Raw genomic sequence first — 18408 nt, 5'->3', positions numbered from 1 at the left:
TTGTGTAACACTTGAGCGCAACGCACAGACTCATCAGGTGCGCAGGAAAAAATAAGCAACAGGAAGGCAAAACATTTTGACCGCAACCACCACCACAACCGCAGATCGGCAGGCACAAACAGCTGAACAGTTTTTGCTGCAGCTGTGGCAGCAACATCAGGGCGCTATAAGCCGCACTCTGCTGGCTTGTGAAGCCGATGCCGCAGCGCGGCAGGACTTAAAACAGGATATTTACCTGGCGTTACATCAGTCGGCCGCCCGGCTGCAGACGGCAGAAAACCCCAGGGCTTATTTGTTTCGTATTGTGCATAACGTGACAGTGGACCACATTGCCAGGGCACAAAAACATAAATGGCAGCCGCTGGATGATGAAACACAAGCGCAGTTGCTGGACGAATGCCCGTCGCAGCAGATTGGTGAGCAGCAGCAAAATAACAGACTGCTGCGGGCGGTGCGGCAGTTGTCGGCGGCCAACCGGCAGGTGATTTTGCTGGCGATGGAAGATATGGACGCACCGGAAATTGCACAGGTGCTGCAAATCAGTCATGGTGCAGTGCGGGTGCGGCTGAACCGGGCAAAAACAGAATTGATGGAGTTGATGCAAGATGAATAATGAGTTTGATTTTGCCGCTTTAAGCAAAAGCTGGCAGCAACAGCCGGTGGCGGCTGCTACTGCGCCCACTGCCGCAGATTTAACCCAGGCGAGGCAACGTCAAAGGCAACAATGGGTTTTGCTGGTCGGTGAATGGCTGGGGGCTGCGGCTATGGCCGGCACGGCCTTGTGGTTGGTGACATCAATGCAGGACTGGTTCAGTTATATTGCCGCCGTATTTTTGCTGATTGGTGTGCTGATGAGTTTGTATGTCAGCTGGCATGTGCACCGGCCTTTATTGGCTTATGACAACTGGAGCAGCAGTGGTGTGCTGGCATTTCGGCTACGCAGCTGTCAGCTGTCGTTGTTGTATTACCGTTATAATCAGCTGGCCTGTGCTCTGCTGGTGCTGTTTGTATTGGTGTTGTGGGGCCTGTGGTTCTGGCAACCGGCATTAGTGCCGGCGGCGATGTTGAAGTTTTATAGCCTGATTGCGCTGCCGTTATGTCTCTATGGTATTTACCTGTTAAAACAACGTATTGGCTATAAAAATCAGGAGCTGGTTCAGTTGAGTGAGCTGGTTGCTGATTTTGAGCCGGATGCAGGACGGCACAACTAAGTTCTGCCGCCCTGTGCAGCTGGTGTTATTCCGCTTTATTCGCTCGATGTGATTTAAACCAGCGAATACCCAGGGCCAGCACTGCCAATACAAAAAGTACGGCAGATATCATAATCAGCGCTTTGGTCAGCAGATGATGATATTGCTCCAGCTGCGGCACTTTCATCAGGCTGGAGCTAAGCAGGCTCAGGGCGAAAGTCCAGCAAAAAGCACTAAAAAAACTCACCAGCGCCACTTTGGGCAGTTTCATGCCGGTCATGCCCATCAGCATGGGTGTTAATACCCGGACAAAAGGCACAAAACGGGACGAAAACATCGCCATAAACCCATGTTTTTCCAGCAGATCATGGGCGCGCGGCAGGCTGCCCTGCGGTACCATCCGTTCTATATGATGCATAAAGCGGGTGTGAGCCAAGGCATAACCCTGCCAGTAGGCCAACAGACTGCCAAGACCGGCTGCCAGCGGTAAATACAATAAAGTCACTTCGTGACCTATGACACCGGATGCGACCAAACCGCCACTCAGCAGCACCAGACTATCGCCAGGTAAAGGCAAAAATACAAAAGCAGATTCTAAAAATAAGATCAGGACCAGGCATAACACCACCATAGCAATGGCGCCGTGGCTGACCAGCAGTTGGTAGTCTTGATGCCAGATAGCAATTAATGCTTCGTACATGCAAAAGGCTCCGTAGAAAATGCGTCAAACCATGCTGCCAAAGGCGGCAGGCTTGTAGAACGGCAGCGGGCTTTTTAGCCTGATCCGGGCTTGGGGTCAACCAAAAATACCGGTTTTATGTTGTGCTATTGCTGTGGTAGTTGGCAAAAGGGTTGTATTTAAACGAAAAATAACCTTATGCCAGCAGCGGAAAATTGGCGGTGCTGTTGCCGTCTGGCCGCTGATTATACAGCAGGCCAGTCTGACACCGACCCTTTGTGATTGCTGAGGCTTAACCTTCGATGGCAAAAAGTTCAACATCAAAAATTAGTGTGGAGCCCGGTGGAATTTTGCCTGCATTACGGCTGCCATAAGCCAGATTCGACGGGATAAAAAAGCGGAACTTGTCGCCTGCTTTCATCAGCTGCAGCCCTTCGGTCCAACCCGGGATCACCCGGTTTAGCGGAAAGCTGATGGTTTCACCACGTTCTACCGACGAATCAAACACTGTGCCGTTTATTAAAGTGCCATGATAATGCACTGTCACAGTGCTGGCTGGGCCTGGGTGTTTGTCGCCGTTGCCTTGTTGTAACACCAGATATTGCAGGCCGCTGTTGGTGGTTTGCACCCCTTCTTTTTTGCTGTTTTCAGCCAGAAAAGCCGAGCCTTGTTCCACATTCAGCGCCGCAGCTTTGCCGTTGTTGGCACTGCTGTAAAAATAATAAACAACACAAGCTAACACAAAGATTATTAACGCAATTTTCATCATAAATCCGATTGTAGGCAAAAGAGCTTTATCTTAGGGTTATTGTGGCCTGCGGTCAAAATAACTCTGCCTGCACTTTGACTCAGGAGAAGCGGAACGTTAAACAGCCAAAACCCGCTCTGCGCTGCAAGCCCTGGGAGCTGGCAATAAAAAAGCAGGCAGCGCCTGCTTTGTTGCTGTAGGTACTGACGAGTACTTAGATTTTGGTTAACCAACCATGTTTATCTTCGGCTCTGCCCCACTGAATATCATTCAGTGCCTGGCGCAGTTTGCTGGTGGTTGGGCCTGGTTCGCCTGAACCTACTTTAATTTCTTTGCCCTGATAAATCAGCGTGCCAACAGGGGCCAGCACCGCTGCAGTGCCGGACAGCGCTGCTTCTGTGCCTGGTTTGGCGGCACGTTCCAGCAGTTCAGCCACTGTCAGCTCACGCTCAGACACTGTCATGCCTAAATCGCGGGCTAACGTCAGGATACTGTCGCGGGTGACACCATGCAGGAAAGAAGCATCCAGTGCTTTGGTAATAATTTCGTTGCCGTCAATCAGCAGGAAGTTGGCTGCGCCGGTTTCCTGCACATCGCCATTCGGGCAGAACAACACCTGATCGGCCTGATATTTGGCTTTGGCCTGCATGGTCGGTTGCAGTGCACTGGCGTAGTTGCCGCCACTTTTAATCATGCCCATATGCGGCGCGCAGCGCGCGTTGTCTTCCATCAGCAGACGCAAAGCGCGGCTGCCGCCGGCAAAATAGTCACCCACAGGCGACAGCAACACATACAACATAGAGGTTAAGGTTGGTGTGGCGGCTTTACCAATGGCAGGTTCAGTGCCGATATGGGTTGGGCGGATATACATGGAGCCCGGAGGTGTTGGGACATCGGCTGCATAATGGCGCACTATGTCCACAATCATCTGGCTTAACAGTGCCGGGTCAAACTTTGGTAACGACAACAACTCTGTGCTTTGCAGCATACGGGCAACGTTTTTATCCATACGGAAAATGGCCACTGAACCATCGTCATGGCGAAAGGCTTTTAAACCTTCAAAACAGGTGCTGGCATAATGCAGCACATGGGCGCCCGGATGCAGGCTGATGCTGTTGGCGCTGACTATAGCGCTGCTGCCCCAGGTGTTACCGTCAAATTGGGCCATTGCCATTTCAGGCATAAATACACTACCAAATGCTGCCATTTTTTCTTCCTGTTGCTGATTAGTTTGCCGGCCCGGCCGGCGAAGGCAAAGACCATCAGCACAAGGCCGCTGGCTCTGTGCATCACATGGTCTGAGTAAAATTTGTTGCCTCATTGTACTGACAGTTGTTGCTTTCGGCATCAACTATCTGAGCATCAAGCCGTCTGTCTGGCTAACAAAAGCTGACATTTGTCACTCGACATTGCTGATGTCTGACACTAACTTAACGGCAGGCAGAGCGGCATCATTGTTTCGACAACGCCAGGGTGGCGTTTTAACGGAGCAACAATGATGAACTTTCCACACAATAACTCTCAGTTACAGATGCCGGCTATGCGCAAGGTGCTGCGTCCGCTGTTGATGCTGGCTGTCCTTAGTCAGCCAGCGCTCGCGGCTACCGATTTGACCGCCATTGATGTTGCGGCACAGCGGCTGGATCTGGCCGCACTGCAACAACAAAGCGCCATAGCGCAGGATGATTATCAGTTTGCCTATGCCCAATACCGGCTGGCTGTTACCGCTTCGGTGCGTGGTGACGAGACGCTGTTAAAGCCTGCGCTGCAAGCGGCAGCTGAGCGGTTAGAGCAACTGCTTAAAGCTGAGCCGGATACCGATTTAACCACGGAAGCACTGGCGCTATTAGCGCTGACCCGCGGCATGCAGGCTGGTTATTATCCGATTAAAGGCGCTTATTATGGCAAGCTGTCGGGGGATGCACTGGCTAAAAGTAAAGAAATGCAGGCTGACAATCCCCGCGTGTTATTAGCCGCCGCCATTCTGGCTTATCAAACGCCCAGTTTATTTGGTGGCGATAAAAAACAGGCCTTAGTGCAAGCCGAAGCCGCAGTACAGGCTTTTGCCAGACCCTGTGTTGCCATTTGTTGGGGCAAAGCTGAGGCTTATGTCTGGCGCGGTTTAGCGAAAAAAGAAGCCGGTGACAGCGCAGGGGCCAAAGCCGACTGGACTGAAGCTTTGCGCCAGCAGCCGGATTATGGCTGGGCCAGACAGTTATTGCAGGGGTCTTAACAGGCCAATCTCAGGTCAAAAGCAACAGGCAACAGCAATAGTTGCCTGTTGTGCCGCATCAAGGGGATGCCGAATTGAATAAACAGCAGAGTGCCGCATGCTAACAGGAACACTTCGCTGGGGTTATCTGATTTACCTCGGTTTTTATTTTTTACCGCCACTGCTTATTCAAGCCACGGGCCCATGGCAATGGGCCGGTATTGTGCTGGCATTGCTGGCTTTTATTGTGGTGTATCACCGGATTGCAACCGGTAACAAGCAGCAGCGCTGGCCCTTATTACTGGCGATGTGGCTGATTGCCACTGCGGTGACGCCGATGAATTCCGGCAGCATGGCGATGTTTGCTTATATTGGTTTTTTTATAGGCTTTTGGCTTAACAACGGCCGTTATCTGCTGGCGATTGTACTGTTGCTGTTATGGCAGGCAGCCTGGTTCTGGTGGTGGTATCCGTCTCTCTGGTTACAGGGGTATGCGCTGGTGGTGGTGCTTGGTGTCAGTGTGTCCGGCCTGGTGGAACAAATGCGCCTGCATAATCATCTGCAACAAGAGCGCAGCCATGCCGAATTACAACAAATGGCCAGGCAGTTGGAACGCGAACGTATTGCCCGCGATTTACATGACGTGCTGGGTCATAGTCTGGCCACCATAGCGCTCAAAGCAGAGCTGACCCAAGTGTGGCTGGAGCGGCAACAACCGCAAGCAGCGCAGCAACAATTAGCAGAATTACAACAAGTGGCCAGGCAAAGTTTGCAGCTGGTGCGTGACACTATCAGCGGGTATCGCCAGCAGGGACTGGACGTGGTGCTGCCGGCTTTATTAGCACAATTGCGCAGCAGTGGCTGGATTTGTCATGTGGATGTTGATTTTGCCGCTTTGGCCGCAGACAGCCCGCAGGAACTGGAGCTGATCCTGACTGAACTGTGCACCAATGTGCTTAAACACAGCAATGGCAAAGAGTTATGGCTCAGGGCCAGTAAAGATCACAGCGGTTGGCAGCTGAGGTTACAGGATGACGGGGTTTGTACCGCCATAACGCCAGGCCATGGTTTAACCGGCATTGCCGAGCGTCTCAAAGTATTGGGAGGGGCTTTACAATGGCAACTGGCGCCCACCTGTTTTATTTTAAGCTGGCCGTCACAACAAGCAGACAGCGGGCAGGGTGTTACATGAATATTTTATTTGCTGAAGATCAGGCTATTTTACGCAGCACCCTTGCCACTTTATTAAGGTTGCTGGGGCAACATCAGGTGGTGGAAGCCGAAGACGGTCAGCAAGCCAAACAGCTGCTACGCCAGCAAAAATTTGATTTGTTGTTAACCGACATTGAAATGCCGGGTCTGACAGGGCTGGAGCTGATTGAGTTTTTGCAGCAGGAGCAAGCAGGGCAAAAACAGCGCTGTAAGCTGTTGATCCTGACTACCTTTTCCCGTGCCGGTTATGTCAAAAGGGCCATGCAGGCCGGGGTGGATGGTTTTTTACTAAAAGACACCCCTGCCACTGAACTGCTGGCGGCCATAGAGAAAATTATGGCCGGTGGCAAAGTGATAGCGCCTGAGCTTGCGATGTTGGCGCTGGGGCAGGATAACCCGCTGCATGATAAAGAGCGGCGCGCGCTGCGGCTTAGTGCCGAAGGCAAAAGCACGGCTGAAATTGCACAGTTATTGTTTTTAGCCGAAGGCACTGTCCGTAATTATTTGTCGGACGCTATCAATAAACTTAATGCCGCCAACCGCGTTGACGCTGCCCGTATTGCTCAGCAGCGGGGTTGGTTGTAGCTGTTGTTAAGAGCTGCGTGGCCGGAGCCAGCCAGAGCGCAGCAGCAAAAATTTTTTACTTTGTGCTGCGCCCTCAACTGAAATTACTGCTTTATTCGGTTTTGTTCATCAAACCCAGGCTGTAACTGAGTAACCCGGCATCAGCCACATCGCCATGGCCCGGTACCAGAATTTTGATGTCCGGATAAGCCTGTTGGATCCGTTGTAAGCTGTGTGGCCACTCTGCCACATCGGCGTCGGCAATATTACCCAGGCCAGGATAACGGGGCGCTTTGACCGCACAGCCGCCCAGCAGCAGTTGGTATTGTGGCAGCCACAATACAATATTGTCGCTGGTATGGCCGGCGCCCGGGTAAAACCACTCGACTGGGCCGTCCTGATATTTTTCTGCGACCTGAAGATTGACCACAGCTTGCACCGGCAGCAGCAGATCCTCAGTTTTGGTACGCTGCTGCACTAAAGCGGCGGTTTGCGCTGTGACCTGCAACGGAATATTACGCTCAGCAAGTGCGGCAGCGCCGCCAACCCTGTCATCGTGACCATGAGTGGCAATGGCTTTGACCACCGGTTTTTGCAGCACTGTGTCTATCCAATGCAATAAATCCACTGTGGGGTAATAACCCCAGGCGGTGTCCAGCATCCAGATACCTTGTGGCGTTTCCAATAACAGGCCATTGGCGGTAAACAGCATGCCGTTACCGAGTTTTTGTTCGGTGCGGTGTAACCACAAGCCAGGTGCCAGCTGTTCAACCTGCACTTCAGGGGATATTTGCTGCACTTTGTCATAAGGGTGGCTGGATAAGGTGGTTTGGGCCTGTGCTGTCAGCGACAGGCCAAACAATATAACAAGCAGAGGCAGGCTGAAGGTACGCATCATCATCTCCATATAAATCAGTGGTCAGGGCTGGTGAGCCGGTGTCAGTCTTTGCAGTTAAATGCAGATAACGGCCAAATGCAAATACCAGTTGGCGCACTGTTGTTTTAGGTCAAAAAATAAGCGGCAATAAGCTTGTGGTGATGGTTTTGCCAGTGAACCCCTGTATTTGAACTGAGTGTAAAGGTGTCAGAAGTCACTGTGGTGTTGCAGCTTAACTGTTGGTGGTTTTGGCATTACCGGTTAGCAAAGCCAAACGCAGTCGCAGTTGTTCCAGCGTTTGGATATGTGTGAGCAGCGTTGTGGTTTTGCGCTCGGCAGGGGCCAGTTGTAACAACTGAATTTCAATCTGAAACTGGTTATAAATTTGGTTCAGCGCTCTGGATTCATTGTGCTGAAACAGCAGCTGCCATTGTTGCTCCAGCTGCTGCAGCCGATATTGCCACTCTGGTGTGTTGTGCACACGGACATGGCCTTGCTGAGCCGCCAGAGTTAACAGCGCCGTGACTTGTTTGAGCTGTAGATCCAGCAACAAAGCCGGGTGCTGCAACCTTTGCTGCAGAGAAGTGGTGCTGAATCTGTCTGCGCTGTGGCCGGCAGCGTTTTTATGGTCACAGGCCGAGCCTGGCAGCGGGCTTTGCAGCAGTAATAACAACAGCCATAACACTTTGGTTTTCATGCCGGGCTCCGTTAAAAGTACCAGGCGTAAGACAGACTGATAAAATCAAGGCCAGGGTTTGGCTTTTTAAAACCAGCGTTTGAATAATGCAAATACCTCAGTGTCACCGACTGTTCCGGGCTGAACCAGGCCACCAGGCCCAATCTGTCTTCGAACTGGTAATGGGTGCTGACGTTTTTACCGGCAAAACGGGTGTCATCCAATAAGGACACACCAATACCAAATTCAAGATCCCAACGCAGGCCCAATTGTTCACCCAGCGGGTAGCGCAACACAGGCGAAAACGCCAGCACTGCATTGCTGTCGGAACTATTGGCCGGGCCATAACGCCAGAAATTAGCGCTGGCCTCCAGCAGTACTGTTAATTTTGGGCTGATACTCTGTAGCCATGGCATCTGTTGCTGGTAAGCCAGCTTTAATCCCTGAACATCACCTTCTCCTTGCAGGTAATCCACAGCAATAGCCTGGGTATTGGCGCGACCTGCAGCGCTAAATAGTGTCAGGCTAAGGGTTAGCAACAACAGCAAATAAGTTGGGTATGCGCCTTTCATGTGTTCCTCATTGCCAGTCATCACTGGCTTGGCAGCTTCTGTGATGGCTGCTATTATCAGGAACTATTGGTAACTAAAAGTGCCATTTAACTTGCAGAGAGTATCAAAATGGATAGGTTAACCCCGTTACTTGCACATTTTTCGCCAAAAGCTGCGGTGTATTTTCATGGCAGCAGTTGCCAGAAAACCCGGTTTTGCCCTCAATCCGGCCAGGCTTATTTACACTTGGTGGAAGCGGGGCAAGGGGCGTTGTTGCTCAATGGCGAGCGGATTGCCGTGACCGAACCCTGCCTGATTTTTATGCCACGTGGTGATGCCCATCAGTTTGAAGTGCAGCATCAGCACTCCTTATTGTTGTATTGCGCAACGTTGGATTGTGGTGAAGTGGCCGGCAATCCGTTATTGGCGGCTTTGCCGGATTGTAGTGTGATCCCACTGTCTGAGTGTGCTTCATTGCGTGCGCTGATCCAGCTGATCTGGCAGGAAAACCAGCAGCAATACTGTGGCCGGGACGCTGCTTTGCAGCGGTTAACCGAATATCTGCTGATTTTGTTATTGCGTTTTATCATGGCGCAAGGTTTAGTGCAGGTTGGGTTGTTTGCCGGTCTGGCCGATAAAAAATTAGCAGCTGTGTTTGATGCCATTCATCGTCAGCCTCAGCTGGAATGGACATTAGAGGCCATGGCGCTGGAAGCGGGCATGTCGCGGGCCCGTTTTGCCGAACATTTTCGCAAAGTGGTGGGCCAGACACCGGCCGAATATTTGCTGAACTGGCGTTTAACTTTGGCACGCAAAGAATTGCTGGCCGGTGCTTCGCTGAAACAAATAGCCCCGGCCGTTGGTTATCAGAGTGTGGCAGCTTTTCACCGTGCTTTTCGCCAGCGGCTTGGTGTGTCGCCAAAAGAATGGCTGCATCAGCTGCAACCCACAGCTGAGCAGGCTGCCTGAGGCCTAGAGCGCTGATGAGGCTGCAGTTTGCACAGCGGCCCTGAAGTCATCTTTATAGCGGCGCGATAACGCCAGTTTCTGGCCGTTTTTCAGCTGAATTTCACCGTCGCCGCTTGGTTGATAACTGATGCTGTCGATAGCATGGTGATTCACGGCAAAACTACGGTGAATACGGCTAAACCCCTGAGTGGTCAGCTGTTCCATAGTGTGACTTAAAGTGGCGCGCAGCGGGTAAATACGGCCTTTGCTGTGTAAATTCACATAGTTGCCACTGGCTTCCAGCCATTCAATATCGGCAATGGCAATTAAAAATTCTTTATCCAGTTTTTTCACCAGAAAGTGGCGGGGCGCTGCGGCCGAACTAATGCTTGCGGGTTTGTTGTCTGCTGCCGGGCTGGCTGATGCCTCTGTATCATCGCCGGTCTGGATCAAACTGGCTTCGCCTTTGAGCCTGCGATACACAAACTGCAGCAGCTGAAAAAGGCCAAAAAAGAATAAATAACCCCAGACATCTTTGCGGTATTCGTAAAAAAATTCCCGCAGCACAGGGCCAAAGCCGTAATCCTGTTGCGCCAGGCTATAAGCAACACTGCGAAACCCAACCATCAAAGTCACATGTGCCACGCTAAACACCAAAGAACCCAGCAGATGCGTCAATAACAGCGTCTTGAGATGAGTCAGCCGCATCGGGTGACGGCTGAACATCCAGTGTAAAAACGGGCATAACAATAAAGTGCTGAGCGCACTGCTGTATTCCCATAAAAAAGGTTCCCACAGTTGCACTGTGTTCAGTGGGTTACGGCTGTGTTCCATCCAGACCGACGTGGCATTAATGCTGTTATTGATCAGCAGATAACACCCAAGCAGCAGATAGCTATACCACAACGGATGTTGATCAAAGCGCGCCAGCAAGCTGGCTTGCGTATTTTTCGTCACACTATTCCACCTGTTATCCCTGAAAACCACCACCAACACATCGGTGCCTTGGGGCCTGCTGTGTTGTTGGGCAGACTGCGCTGGTTACTTTAACCGGAGTTATCAAATGACAGAAACAGTATTTCCAAAACACAGCAGCTGGGCAGGCGCACGCCGTTACGATTTAGACTGGTTGCGTATTCTGGCGCTTGCTGTGCTGATTTTTTATCACATTGGCATGTACTACGTGGCCGACTGGGATTGGCATGTAAAAAGTACACAAACCTATGGCTGGTTGCAGGACTTAATGATTTTAACCAACCCCTGGCGGATGAGTTTGTTGTTTTTACTCAGCGCTATGGCGCTCAGTCTGGCGCAGCAGCACATCGGCAGCGCTCGTTTGTTCCAGCTGCGTAGCCGCCGTTTATTTATGCCTTTGCTGTTTGGCATGTTTGTGGTGGTGGTGCCGCAGGTGTATTTTGAAGCGCTGAGCCAGCAGCTGATAGAACCCGGTTACCTGCAATTCTGGTGGCAGTATATCAACCCACAAACCGGCTTATTGCCAGAGCACCATAGCCCTATTGGGCTGCTGACCTGGAACCATCTGTGGTTTTTGCCTTATGTCTGGTGTTACAGCATGCTGCTGTTGTTAGGTCGGGTACCACTGAATCGTTTTGCAAAAAGCCGTTTTGTGCAACAACTGCCCGCCCGTTATGCCTTGTTAATGGTGTTGTTGTTGCTTGGTATCAGCTGGTATTGGCTGCGGCAAGTTTTTCCAACCACCCATGCGCTGCTGGATGACTGGTATAACCATGCTAAATATTTTGCGGTGTTTGTGGCAGGTTATCTGCTGGCCCAACAGCAACAATGGTGGGCTGCACTGGTGCGTCACAGAAGGCTGTTTTTCGTTTTGGCTTTGTTATGTTATGCATTGATTATTCTGGATAAACATGATGTGTTTGAACCTTACGCCTCAAAGTTCGACGAGCTGCTGCTGGTACGGCTTTGTTATGCCGCAGTGGTGGCGCTGAATCACTGGTGCTGGTTGTTGCTGGTGCTGGGTTATGCCGGCCGTTATTTAAACCGGCCGGTCAATGCCATAGACCGCAAAGGTGCCATCTATCGGTATGGCAGCCCTGCTATTCTGCCCTGGTATCTGCTACATCAAACTTTAATTGTGGTGTTTGCCAGCTGGTTAAAGCCTTTGGCTATTCCGGCCGGGCTGGAAGTATGGCTTTTGCTGCTACTGACTATAACGGGTTGTGCTTTGGGTTATTGGCTGATCCGCGTTGTGCCGCTGCTGAGTTGGTGTTGTGGTTTAGCTACGGCAAAAAATGTCGGGCAAAAAACAGATTCAGAACAGATGTTTACTGGTAAAGACAGCGTCAAAACCGGCTAGCCAGCGCCTTTTGGCAAGCGCCTGAGAGCATGGAAGCCGCAGCACAAGCTTAAGCAGTTGGCTGCGGCAATTTTTCTCCCTGATATTTTTTCATGTTTTGTACTGCATTGCCCCAGAACAACATAGCGCTGCTGTCTTTGCGGCGTATGGCACTTTGCAGCCCTTGTTGTGCTTTTTCGCTGAAATTGAATGCTTTATCGCTGTTATTGGCATCTCCGGCCGTAGCGGAATAAATCAGCGTTTTAAACACAGCTTCCTGCTCCGGCACAATTTTGCCGCTTTTCAGGCCTTGCTGCAGCCACTGACCCAGTTGTCTGGCGCTCATCTGGCTAAAATCGGCATGAGTTTGCACCGGTTTGGCTGGCTCTGTTGGTGTTTTGCCCGGTGTGGTCACCGGCTCTTTGGTTTTATCTTTTTGCTGATAACTGGCCAGCAGGCTTTGCTGGCGGTTGTGCTGCTGACTGCGGATTTGTTGCAGCGTATCAAATAAACTGATGTTGGTTTTCATCACCCTCTGTCCCTGGCCGGCGCTGTAAGAAGTGAATTTTTTGTTAGCAATAGTTGTGCCAAAAACGGTGCCAAAAAATGCCGGCCAGATCAACCAGGCCTGTTTAACCAGCGGCGGGATAGATAAAAATAAAGCCCGTGCTGGCGGGCTTTCAAAGTAATGCTTACAGTTCTACTGGCTTTCACATGTATAAAGCTCAACACATGAATTAGTGCGGTGGTAGTTTGCCGGTCATCGCCAGTGTTTCCAGCTGCCGGGCTAAAGGTTTAAGCAGATTCTTGTCTTCCCAATATTCCCCATGCGACATAGGGTTCCAGCTTTTACTGATCCAACCTAAAATACCACCACCGGCATTGATACGGATATCTGTCACCAGCTCGCCATAAGCGGGTGATAACTCGGCCAGCGGCCAGCCTAAAACGTCATCTTTATCGTAATAGTTATGCCAGACAAAATCTTTGTTGGGTTTGGCAAAAGGTACAATGTCGGATTGTTTATGGGCGGCGACAAAAATCGGAATATTACAGCCTGTGGTCACCAGCAAAGCCAGACGTTTGCCCTGCAAAAATTGGATGTCTTCCGGGCTGAGCTGGTCTTTTCCGGCTATCGCCTGAGCGTGCTGCTGAATATGACGCCAGATACCGGCGGCAACTTTGGGGTTTTCCGGGTTGGCTGCTGCCTGAGTTGCGTCCCACAAATAACAGGACATCACCTGACAGCCGAGTGAATGCGCCAGCACTACCACTTTATCTGTGTTGTCCAGCTGTTGGCTGACCTGATACAAAGAACGTGCTATTTCCAGCTGCGCCTGCAGATAAGCGCTGTTTGGTAACTCTTTACGATGCTCAAGCCCGGCGGCGTCGGCAAAACCAAACAAAATAAACTGTCGCAGCGCGTCCCAGCGCAGTTTGCCAGCCAATTTGTGCCAGACTTCCGTTTCGTTGTCCTGCAAAATATGTTGGTAATACACTTCTTTAAACACCACTAATTCAGCAAAGTGGTTGTTCATTTTGCGTGTTAAATCCTGCACCAGCTCGTGACTAAATCCCCTTTGGGTTGAGCCCATACCGTGAATCGCCAATAAAGCAACTTTGTTCATCACAACCTCCGTCCATAGCAGTTTGAGGGGCGCTTTACTCTGTTGCTGCAATCAGGTTCATCAGCAGCACAGTCTGGCAACAGCGCCTGAAAAAAGTAGCGACTTTTTCCAGGGGTAGCAACCAGGTTGCCATAGTGCTCTGATCCTGAAGGTTGTGCTGGCAACCAGCGCGGACAGCGGCGCTGCGCAACAGGCTACGGTTTTGGCTGCCAGACGGTGAAAGTTGTGGTCTGTGCTGGTCAGTCGCTACTGAGTGCAGGTTATAATCGGCGTTTTCCGGCCGGTTTAAGGAGCCTTTGATGGATGAATTAAAAATTGAAGATCTGGTGGTGGGGGATGGTAAAGCGGCAGTAAGAGGCGCTTTAATTACCAGCCATTACCGCGGTTTTTTAGCAGATGGCACTGAGTTTGACTCTTCGTACCGCCGTGGTGAGGCTTTTCAGTGTGTACTGAGTAACGGCCGGGTGATCCAGGGGTGGGTGCTGGGCTTGCAGGGCATGAAAGTAGGCGGCAAACGCCGGCTCTGGGTGCCGGCCCATCTGGCATATGGCGAGCGGCAAATCGGCACTATGATCCCGCCCAATTCAGACCTTAGTTTTGACATCGACTTGCTGGAAGTACTGACGCGTGACGATTAAGGGTTGCGCACGAACTTGTTATCCCGTTTGAAACCTGATGGGCTGCGGCTTTTGACCGCAGCCTCAGGCTAAAGCAAAAGCCGCTTTAACCACCGCCCAGTTTTTCCAGTAGTTTGTTTTTTAGTTTGTCTTTTTGTGTGTCCACTTTTTGTTTTAAATGTTGTTCAAACAGCGCTTTGGTGTCGAGCTGATATTTAGGTTTGGTAAAACTACCGCTAATTCTGAGCGGAATTTCAATATTGGCCAGTTCATCTTTGCTTTTACCACCCTGACCTTTGAGTGTATTGACCAGCGCCGTTTTTAACTGGTAATCCAGTTGTTCAGTGCTCAAATTGGCATTGCCAGTGCCCGATAAACGCAATAGCGGTGCCGCCAGTTGTAAGTCGTGGTTTTCCAGCACGGCTTTACTGAGGGTAAAACTGCCGGTCAGGCTGGAAAAGTCGGTTTTTTTCGCTTCACCGGCATCCGGGGCAGCTTCATTTTTTAAAGCAGCGCGGGCACTGCGGATTTGCGCCGGAATATTAATGCCGTTGATAGCACCATCTGTCACCTGAAAATCGCCTGTTGCCACTAACGCTGTTTTAACGTCATCCGGCAGTAAACCCTGGCCCTGTGCTTTGAGTTGCAAAGCGGCGGTGCCACTTAATAACTCCATGTCGGCAGCGGCTTTTAGTAGCGCCAGCATATCCAGGCCTGCGAGTTTGGCATCCAGCTGATAAGCAGCCAGCGGTTTACGTGTATCCAAAAAGCCACTGGCGTTGATGTTGCCCTGATATAACTTAGCGCTGGCTTGTTTCAGGCTGAGCAGACCCTGTTTGTTCTGCAATTGCAGCTGACTGTTGCTGAGCGCAAGCCTGGCAAGTTGCAGCTGCTGGATCTCTAACTTCAGCTGCATATCAAATTGGCTGAAAAAACTCAGGTCCGGTTGTTGTGTTGGGGTTTGGGTTGAATTGGCGGCTGCGGTTTGCTCAGCGCTTTGCAGCTGCCATTGATCCAGCGTCAGCCGGGCATTAAGCGCCGGAATTTTGCCAGCGTAATTCAGACTCAAGTCGCCGCTGCCCTGGCTGTTGGCAATTTTGAGTTCCTTGAATTGCCACTTCAGCTGTTGAGTTTGGCTATCCAGCATCAGCACACTCTGGAGTTGCAGCGGCTGTGCCGCCACATGCCCTTTGAGCTGAAATTTATCCAGCTGCAGCGTTTTGCTCTGTGGTTGCCACGCCAGCATGGCCCCCGCTTTGACATCCAGCTGGTCCGGCACTGTCAGGTGAAAACTGACAGGTGCTGCTTTACCCGGCTGAAACTGCTGCATGCTGAATTGCTGCAGACTGAATTGTTGTGGTTTTTTGCCGTTTTGCTGCAGGCTGAGTTGCACCTGGCTGAGCTCCAGCGCGTCCAGTTGCAGTTTTTGCAGCATAGGGTTGGTGGCAGCTTGCTCTGAACTTGTATCTGAAATGGGCGCTGTGGGGGTGTTGCCGGCGCTTTGATTCAGGCCGCTCCAGCTATTGAGTTTGCCTTGTTCAGTAATAAAAATATCCACCTGATGCAGCCGGAGTTTTTTCAGCTGAATTTTTTGGTCCAGCAAAGGCCAGAACGCAACAGCGGCCTGCGCTTCAGCCACCTGCAGCATGGCGGGGCCGGGCAGTCCCTCAGGCTGCGACAAACTGATCCCTTTCAGTTCCAACGCCAGATCAGGATACAGACTCCAGCCAATGTCCTGTTGGATCTGCAGGGTTCGACCGGTTTGTGCCGCAACCTTGTTGATCAGCTGCTGTTTAATATCGTTCAGATCAAACCAAAAGGTCAGATACAGCGTCAGCAGCAGGACGGCACTGACCAAACCCAGCAGCAACCATTTGATCACTTTCATTTTTGCCTCCAAAGCACAAGCCGATCCGGTTTTTTATAACAAGCCAGGCTGAACCTGCACTGATCGCTTTAATAGAAACTGATACCGCAGCATAGTTCAATCCGGCCAAACCAAAGGTTTGGGTTGGGGCTCTTTCCGGGTTCTTTTGAGGGGGGATTTACCACACTAAAGGCAGAGGCCGGCTGCTAACCGGCCTCTGCAATGCCTGTTACAGGCATTGCGACAAAAAGCGGGTTTAGGCTCTGTTTAATACAAAATCCAGCGCGGCACAGATGGTGGTGACCTGTGCCAGATTACACTGCGCCGGACTGGCTTTGGGGCTGTCCGGATAGACTTCAGTGGTGGTGACATACAGTGCATTGGTCATGCCACCACAAAGGCCCAGTGCTTTTTTCGGGTAATTCACCACACCAAATTGTTGTAACTTTTCGCCAATCAGGCAGCCGTTTTCATCCGCTTGCGCGATATGAGTCACTTTGGCCACGGCCTGAATAATGGCGTGCTGAAAGTCCGGTTGTGGATTATCGGTATCGCCGACCAGATAAAAACCATCCGGAATATTCCAGTTGGTATTCACCACACCGTCACGGGCGGCTTTGGCCGGGCGAAACTCGCTGTTGTCTGAATCTGTGGTTTCATGTAAATCCACATGAACCAGTACCTGTGGTGCTTTGCTGGCCACTAAAGCCATAGCGGCAGCAGCTTCCTGCGACGGGCTATTGGCCGTAAAAGACCGGTTTGGGTCAATCGCCAGCGGGTTCCAGCGGTTGATGGTCTGGTAACCCCAGGGGCTGATACAAGGCAAAATCAGCAGATTAAAATGCGGCTGATAGAGCGCAAATTTGTTGCGGATAAAATCTAAAGCACCATGCACCCCACTGGTTTCATAACCATGCACACCGCCTGTCACCAGCACTGTAGCTTTATCGGCCTGCCAGTTTTTGCTGGCAACGGCATAAAGCGGATAACTGCCAAGGCCAAGTGCCTGATAATCCAGGCTGCCGTACTGGAACAGCTCAGCCTGTGCTGCCAGCTCGGTTTTATCGGCAAACAGCCGGGTTAAAGGGGTGATCACATCCTGTTGGTAACTGCGTTTTTGCTGTTGCTGGCTTAACCATAAAGCTTTTTCGGCATCACCCCAGGGCTGGCCCGGAGTGCCAATGGCATAAAGTGCACGGGTTGTTGTCATCTGAACCTTCTGAAATATAAGTGTGTTATCTGGATGATGAATTTGCTGACTGCTGCTCGTCGGCAATTTGTTGTAGTGCCTGTGCCAGCACAGCGGGCTCCTGTGCACCGGAAATTAAATAACGTTGATTAATAATAAAAGCCGGCACCGAATGAATGCCATTGTGCCGCGCTTGCTCGAGCTCTGCGCGCACTTCAGCGGCATATTGTTCCGATGCCAGCAGTGTTTTGGCTGCTGCGCTGTCCAGGCCGGCTTTGGCAACACAATGTGATAACACCTCGGGTTCGGCCATATTTTGTGCTTCGCCAAAATAAGCTTCAAACAAGGCCAACGCCAGTTGGTCCTGCCGGTTAAAGCTGCTTGCCCAATACATCAGGCGGTGAGCATCAAAAGTGTTGCAGGTGTAGCGCTGCTGCATCTTTTGAAAATTCAGCCCCAGATCGGCGGCAATGGCCATTAAGTTTTGTTGTGACTGGCGCATCGCCTCTTCACTTTGGCCATATTTTTTACTGAGGGCCGGTAAAATCGGCTCCGGCACCAGATTTGGATCCGGATTCAGTTCAAAAGCACGCCAGTGCAGCTGTAGCTGCAGTTCTGGTAGGGTTTTAAACGCCTGTTGTAGCCGGGCAAAGCCGATGGCACACCAGGGGCAGGCAATATCTGATACCAGATCAATCCGGATAGTTTTCATCGGCGCTCCAATCTTGTGGTGATGGCGAAGGGGCTGATCATAACCATGCGCTGGCGCTGCTGCTATAAGGTTGCGCCAGAGCGCAGGAATTTCAGCGTTGACGCCACCACTGGCTTACAAGCGCCAGTGGCAACAACAGCAAGGTCCAGCCCAAAGACAAGATAAAGACCTGGCTAAACATCGACAACAAACCCGATTCCAGTTCGATATTCAGCGCAAAAATCACCAGCAGCGATAGCACCAGGCACAGGGTCGTGGGTTTCGCCCAGTGCCAGGGGCAGAGTTTTGGCAAAAATTGCCTGGCCGTTAACCACAAAATAATGCAGGGGCTGAGCGCCAGTGCCAGGCCAAGACCCAGCATTAAAAGCATAAAAATGGCGGCAACGGCCTGTTGCAGCAGTTCGGCCATCAGCAGTGCCCGGGT

The 18408-nt window shown here is 51.3% G+C and carries 21 protein-coding genes; 8 read left to right on the top strand and 13 right to left on the bottom strand.

Annotated features, from left to right (window positions below):
- Window positions 1-76: 76 nt before the first annotated feature.
- Both V7P87_RS06520 and V7P87_RS06515 read left to right on the top strand, forming a co-directional pair.
- Window positions 77-613 carry an RNA polymerase sigma factor gene (locus V7P87_RS06520; protein WP_333796714.1) on the top strand — a complete coding sequence of 179 codons (537 nt, stop codon included), beginning with the start codon at window positions 77-79 and terminating at the stop codon, window positions 611-613.
- Window positions 606-1211 carry a hypothetical protein gene (locus tag V7P87_RS06515; RefSeq protein ID WP_333796713.1) on the top strand — a complete coding sequence of 202 codons (606 nt, stop codon included), beginning with the start codon at window positions 606-608 and terminating at the stop codon, window positions 1209-1211. The genes V7P87_RS06520 and V7P87_RS06515 overlap by 8 nt, the downstream gene beginning before the upstream one ends.
- Before the next feature lie 25 nt (window positions 1212-1236).
- Here V7P87_RS06515 and V7P87_RS06510 read toward each other — a convergent pair whose 3' ends face one another.
- The 3 genes from V7P87_RS06510 to V7P87_RS06500 form a co-directional block, all read right to left on the bottom strand.
- The gene (locus tag V7P87_RS06510) at window positions 1237-1890 is read right to left on the bottom strand and encodes a DedA family protein (protein WP_333796712.1); all 654 of its coding nucleotides are present in this window, start codon (window positions 1888-1890) and stop codon (window positions 1237-1239) included.
- 271 nt (window positions 1891-2161) lie between these two features.
- Complete coding sequence (locus V7P87_RS06505; RefSeq protein ID WP_442967938.1) at window positions 2162-2635, bottom strand: FKBP-type peptidyl-prolyl cis-trans isomerase; 474 nt, start codon at window positions 2633-2635, stop codon at window positions 2162-2164.
- A gap of 196 nt (window positions 2636-2831) precedes the next feature.
- Complete coding sequence (locus V7P87_RS06500; RefSeq protein ID WP_333796869.1) at window positions 2832-3938, bottom strand: branched-chain amino acid aminotransferase; 1107 nt, start codon at window positions 3936-3938, stop codon at window positions 2832-2834.
- Between the two features lie 174 nt (window positions 3939-4112).
- Between V7P87_RS06500 and V7P87_RS06495 the strand changes: the two genes are divergently transcribed.
- The 3 genes from V7P87_RS06495 (at window position 4113) to V7P87_RS06485 (ending at window position 6626) form a co-directional block, all read left to right on the top strand.
- Window positions 4113-4850: a hypothetical protein gene (locus tag V7P87_RS06495; RefSeq protein ID WP_333796711.1), complete on the top strand. Its 738-nt coding sequence runs from the start codon at window positions 4113-4115 to the stop codon at window positions 4848-4850.
- A gap of 97 nt (window positions 4851-4947) precedes the next feature.
- Window positions 4948-6021, top strand: coding sequence for a sensor histidine kinase (locus tag V7P87_RS06490; protein WP_333796710.1), 1074 nt, complete (start codon window positions 4948-4950; stop codon window positions 6019-6021).
- Window positions 6018-6626, top strand: coding sequence for a response regulator transcription factor (locus tag V7P87_RS06485; protein WP_333796709.1), 609 nt, complete (start codon window positions 6018-6020; stop codon window positions 6624-6626). Before V7P87_RS06490 ends, V7P87_RS06485 begins: the two co-directional genes overlap by 4 nt.
- Before the next feature lie 91 nt (window positions 6627-6717).
- Here V7P87_RS06485 and bla read toward each other — a convergent pair whose 3' ends face one another.
- The 3 genes from bla to V7P87_RS06470 all read right to left on the bottom strand — a co-directional run bounded on the left by bla (window position 6718) and on the right by V7P87_RS06470 (window position 8730).
- The gene (bla, locus tag V7P87_RS06480; protein WP_333796708.1) at window positions 6718-7500 is read right to left on the bottom strand and encodes a subclass B1 metallo-beta-lactamase; all 783 of its coding nucleotides are present in this window, start codon (window positions 7498-7500) and stop codon (window positions 6718-6720) included.
- 214 nt (window positions 7501-7714) lie between these two features.
- On the bottom strand, window positions 7715-8179 hold the full coding sequence (locus V7P87_RS06475; RefSeq protein ID WP_333796707.1) for a hypothetical protein: 465 nt from the start codon (window positions 8177-8179) through the stop codon (window positions 7715-7717).
- 11 nt (window positions 8180-8190) lie between these two features.
- Window positions 8191-8730 (bottom strand): acyloxyacyl hydrolase, encoded by a 540-nt coding sequence (locus V7P87_RS06470; protein ID WP_333796706.1) that lies wholly within the window; start codon window positions 8728-8730, stop codon window positions 8191-8193.
- 108 nt (window positions 8731-8838) lie between these two features.
- Here V7P87_RS06470 and V7P87_RS06465 point away from each other — a divergent pair, with 108 nt between their 5' ends.
- On the top strand, window positions 8839-9678 hold the full coding sequence (locus V7P87_RS06465; protein WP_333796705.1) for an AraC family transcriptional regulator: 840 nt from the start codon (window positions 8839-8841) through the stop codon (window positions 9676-9678).
- Between the two features lie 3 nt (window positions 9679-9681).
- Here V7P87_RS06465 and V7P87_RS06460 read toward each other — a convergent pair whose 3' ends face one another.
- Window positions 9682-10614, bottom strand: coding sequence for a LytR/AlgR family response regulator transcription factor (locus V7P87_RS06460; protein ID WP_333796704.1), 933 nt, complete (start codon window positions 10612-10614; stop codon window positions 9682-9684).
- A gap of 106 nt (window positions 10615-10720) precedes the next feature.
- Here V7P87_RS06460 and V7P87_RS06455 point away from each other — a divergent pair, with 106 nt between their 5' ends.
- Complete coding sequence (locus V7P87_RS06455) at window positions 10721-11992, top strand: acyltransferase family protein (protein WP_333796703.1); 1272 nt, start codon at window positions 10721-10723, stop codon at window positions 11990-11992.
- 49 nt (window positions 11993-12041) lie between these two features.
- Here the strand turns inward: V7P87_RS06455 and V7P87_RS06450 are convergent, their stop codons facing one another.
- Both V7P87_RS06450 and V7P87_RS06445 read right to left on the bottom strand, forming a co-directional pair.
- A complete protein-coding gene (locus V7P87_RS06450; RefSeq protein ID WP_333796702.1) occupies window positions 12042-12500 on the bottom strand; it encodes a hypothetical protein in 459 nt (152 codons plus the stop codon).
- Window positions 12501-12708: 208 nt separating this feature from the next.
- Window positions 12709-13599, bottom strand: coding sequence for a hypothetical protein (locus tag V7P87_RS06445; protein WP_333796701.1), 891 nt, complete (start codon window positions 13597-13599; stop codon window positions 12709-12711).
- 299 nt (window positions 13600-13898) lie between these two features.
- On the opposite strand from V7P87_RS06445, the gene V7P87_RS06440 reads away from it, so the two are divergent.
- Entirely contained in the window at window positions 13899-14237 is a 339-nt protein-coding gene (locus tag V7P87_RS06440; protein WP_442967937.1) for an FKBP-type peptidyl-prolyl cis-trans isomerase, read from the top strand.
- A gap of 85 nt (window positions 14238-14322) precedes the next feature.
- Here the strand turns inward: V7P87_RS06440 and V7P87_RS06435 are convergent, their stop codons facing one another.
- The 4 genes from V7P87_RS06435 to V7P87_RS06420 all read right to left on the bottom strand — a co-directional run bounded on the left by V7P87_RS06435 (window position 14323) and on the right by V7P87_RS06420 (window position 18393).
- On the bottom strand, window positions 14323-16104 hold the full coding sequence (locus V7P87_RS06435; RefSeq protein WP_333796699.1) for an AsmA family protein: 1782 nt from the start codon (window positions 16102-16104) through the stop codon (window positions 14323-14325).
- Between the two features lie 235 nt (window positions 16105-16339).
- Window positions 16340-17293 carry a M14 family metallopeptidase gene (locus tag V7P87_RS06430; protein ID WP_333796698.1) on the bottom strand — a complete coding sequence of 318 codons (954 nt, stop codon included), beginning with the start codon at window positions 17291-17293 and terminating at the stop codon, window positions 16340-16342.
- Window positions 17294-17318: 25 nt separating this feature from the next.
- Window positions 17319-17984, bottom strand: a complete 666-nt coding sequence (locus V7P87_RS06425; RefSeq protein WP_333796697.1) for a DsbA family oxidoreductase — start codon at window positions 17982-17984, stop codon at window positions 17319-17321.
- Between the two features lie 91 nt (window positions 17985-18075).
- Entirely contained in the window at window positions 18076-18393 is a 318-nt protein-coding gene (locus tag V7P87_RS06420; RefSeq protein WP_333796696.1) for a hypothetical protein, read from the bottom strand.
- Between the last annotated feature and the right edge of the window lie 15 nt (window positions 18394-18408).

It is taken from the genome of Rheinheimera sp., assembly GCF_036782235.1.
GTDB lineage: Bacteria > Pseudomonadota > Gammaproteobacteria > Enterobacterales > Alteromonadaceae > Pararheinheimera.
Note: the sequence above shows the minus strand (reverse complement) of the source record. Positions and strands in the feature narration are given on the sequence as shown.

What these genes read in the sequence shown, in the direction of transcription:
- V7P87_RS06495 (WP_333796711.1), top strand. Translation starts at nt 4,113, where the DNA reads ATGATGAACTTTCCACACAATAACTCTCAGTTACAGATGCCGGCTATG.
- V7P87_RS06510 (WP_333796712.1), bottom strand. Translation starts at nt 1,890, where the DNA reads ATGTACGAAGCATTAATTGCTATCTGGCATCAAGACTACCAACTGCTG.
- V7P87_RS06505 (WP_442967938.1), bottom strand. Translation starts at nt 2,635, where the DNA reads ATGAAAATTGCGTTAATAATCTTTGTGTTAGCTTGTGTTGTTTATTAT.
- V7P87_RS06500 (WP_333796869.1), bottom strand. Translation starts at nt 3,938, where the DNA reads ATGAGGCAACAAATTTTACTCAGACCATGTGATGCACAGAGCCAGCGG.
- V7P87_RS06440 (WP_442967937.1), top strand. Translation starts at nt 13,899, where the DNA reads ATGGATGAATTAAAAATTGAAGATCTGGTGGTGGGGGATGGTAAAGCG.
- V7P87_RS06455 (WP_333796703.1), top strand. Translation starts at nt 10,721, where the DNA reads ATGACAGAAACAGTATTTCCAAAACACAGCAGCTGGGCAGGCGCACGC.
- V7P87_RS06465 (WP_333796705.1), top strand. Translation starts at nt 8,839, where the DNA reads ATGGATAGGTTAACCCCGTTACTTGCACATTTTTCGCCAAAAGCTGCG.
- V7P87_RS06515 (WP_333796713.1), top strand. Translation starts at nt 606, where the DNA reads ATGAATAATGAGTTTGATTTTGCCGCTTTAAGCAAAAGCTGGCAGCAA.
- bla (WP_333796708.1), bottom strand. Translation starts at nt 7,500, where the DNA reads ATGCGTACCTTCAGCCTGCCTCTGCTTGTTATATTGTTTGGCCTGTCG.
- V7P87_RS06475 (WP_333796707.1), bottom strand. Translation starts at nt 8,179, where the DNA reads ATGAAAACCAAAGTGTTATGGCTGTTGTTATTACTGCTGCAAAGCCCG.
- V7P87_RS06485 (WP_333796709.1), top strand. Translation starts at nt 6,018, where the DNA reads ATGAATATTTTATTTGCTGAAGATCAGGCTATTTTACGCAGCACCCTT.
- V7P87_RS06470 (WP_333796706.1), bottom strand. Translation starts at nt 8,730, where the DNA reads ATGAAAGGCGCATACCCAACTTATTTGCTGTTGTTGCTAACCCTTAGC.
- V7P87_RS06425 (WP_333796697.1), bottom strand. Translation starts at nt 17,984, where the DNA reads ATGAAAACTATCCGGATTGATCTGGTATCAGATATTGCCTGCCCCTGG.
- V7P87_RS06490 (WP_333796710.1), top strand. Translation starts at nt 4,948, where the DNA reads ATGCTAACAGGAACACTTCGCTGGGGTTATCTGATTTACCTCGGTTTT.
- V7P87_RS06420 (WP_333796696.1), bottom strand. Translation starts at nt 18,393, where the DNA reads ATGGCCGAACTGCTGCAACAGGCCGTTGCCGCCATTTTTATGCTTTTA.
- V7P87_RS06445 (WP_333796701.1), bottom strand. Translation starts at nt 13,599, where the DNA reads ATGAACAAAGTTGCTTTATTGGCGATTCACGGTATGGGCTCAACCCAA.
- V7P87_RS06430 (WP_333796698.1), bottom strand. Translation starts at nt 17,293, where the DNA reads ATGACAACAACCCGTGCACTTTATGCCATTGGCACTCCGGGCCAGCCC.
- V7P87_RS06450 (WP_333796702.1), bottom strand. Translation starts at nt 12,500, where the DNA reads ATGAAAACCAACATCAGTTTATTTGATACGCTGCAACAAATCCGCAGT.
- V7P87_RS06435 (WP_333796699.1), bottom strand. Translation starts at nt 16,104, where the DNA reads ATGAAAGTGATCAAATGGTTGCTGCTGGGTTTGGTCAGTGCCGTCCTG.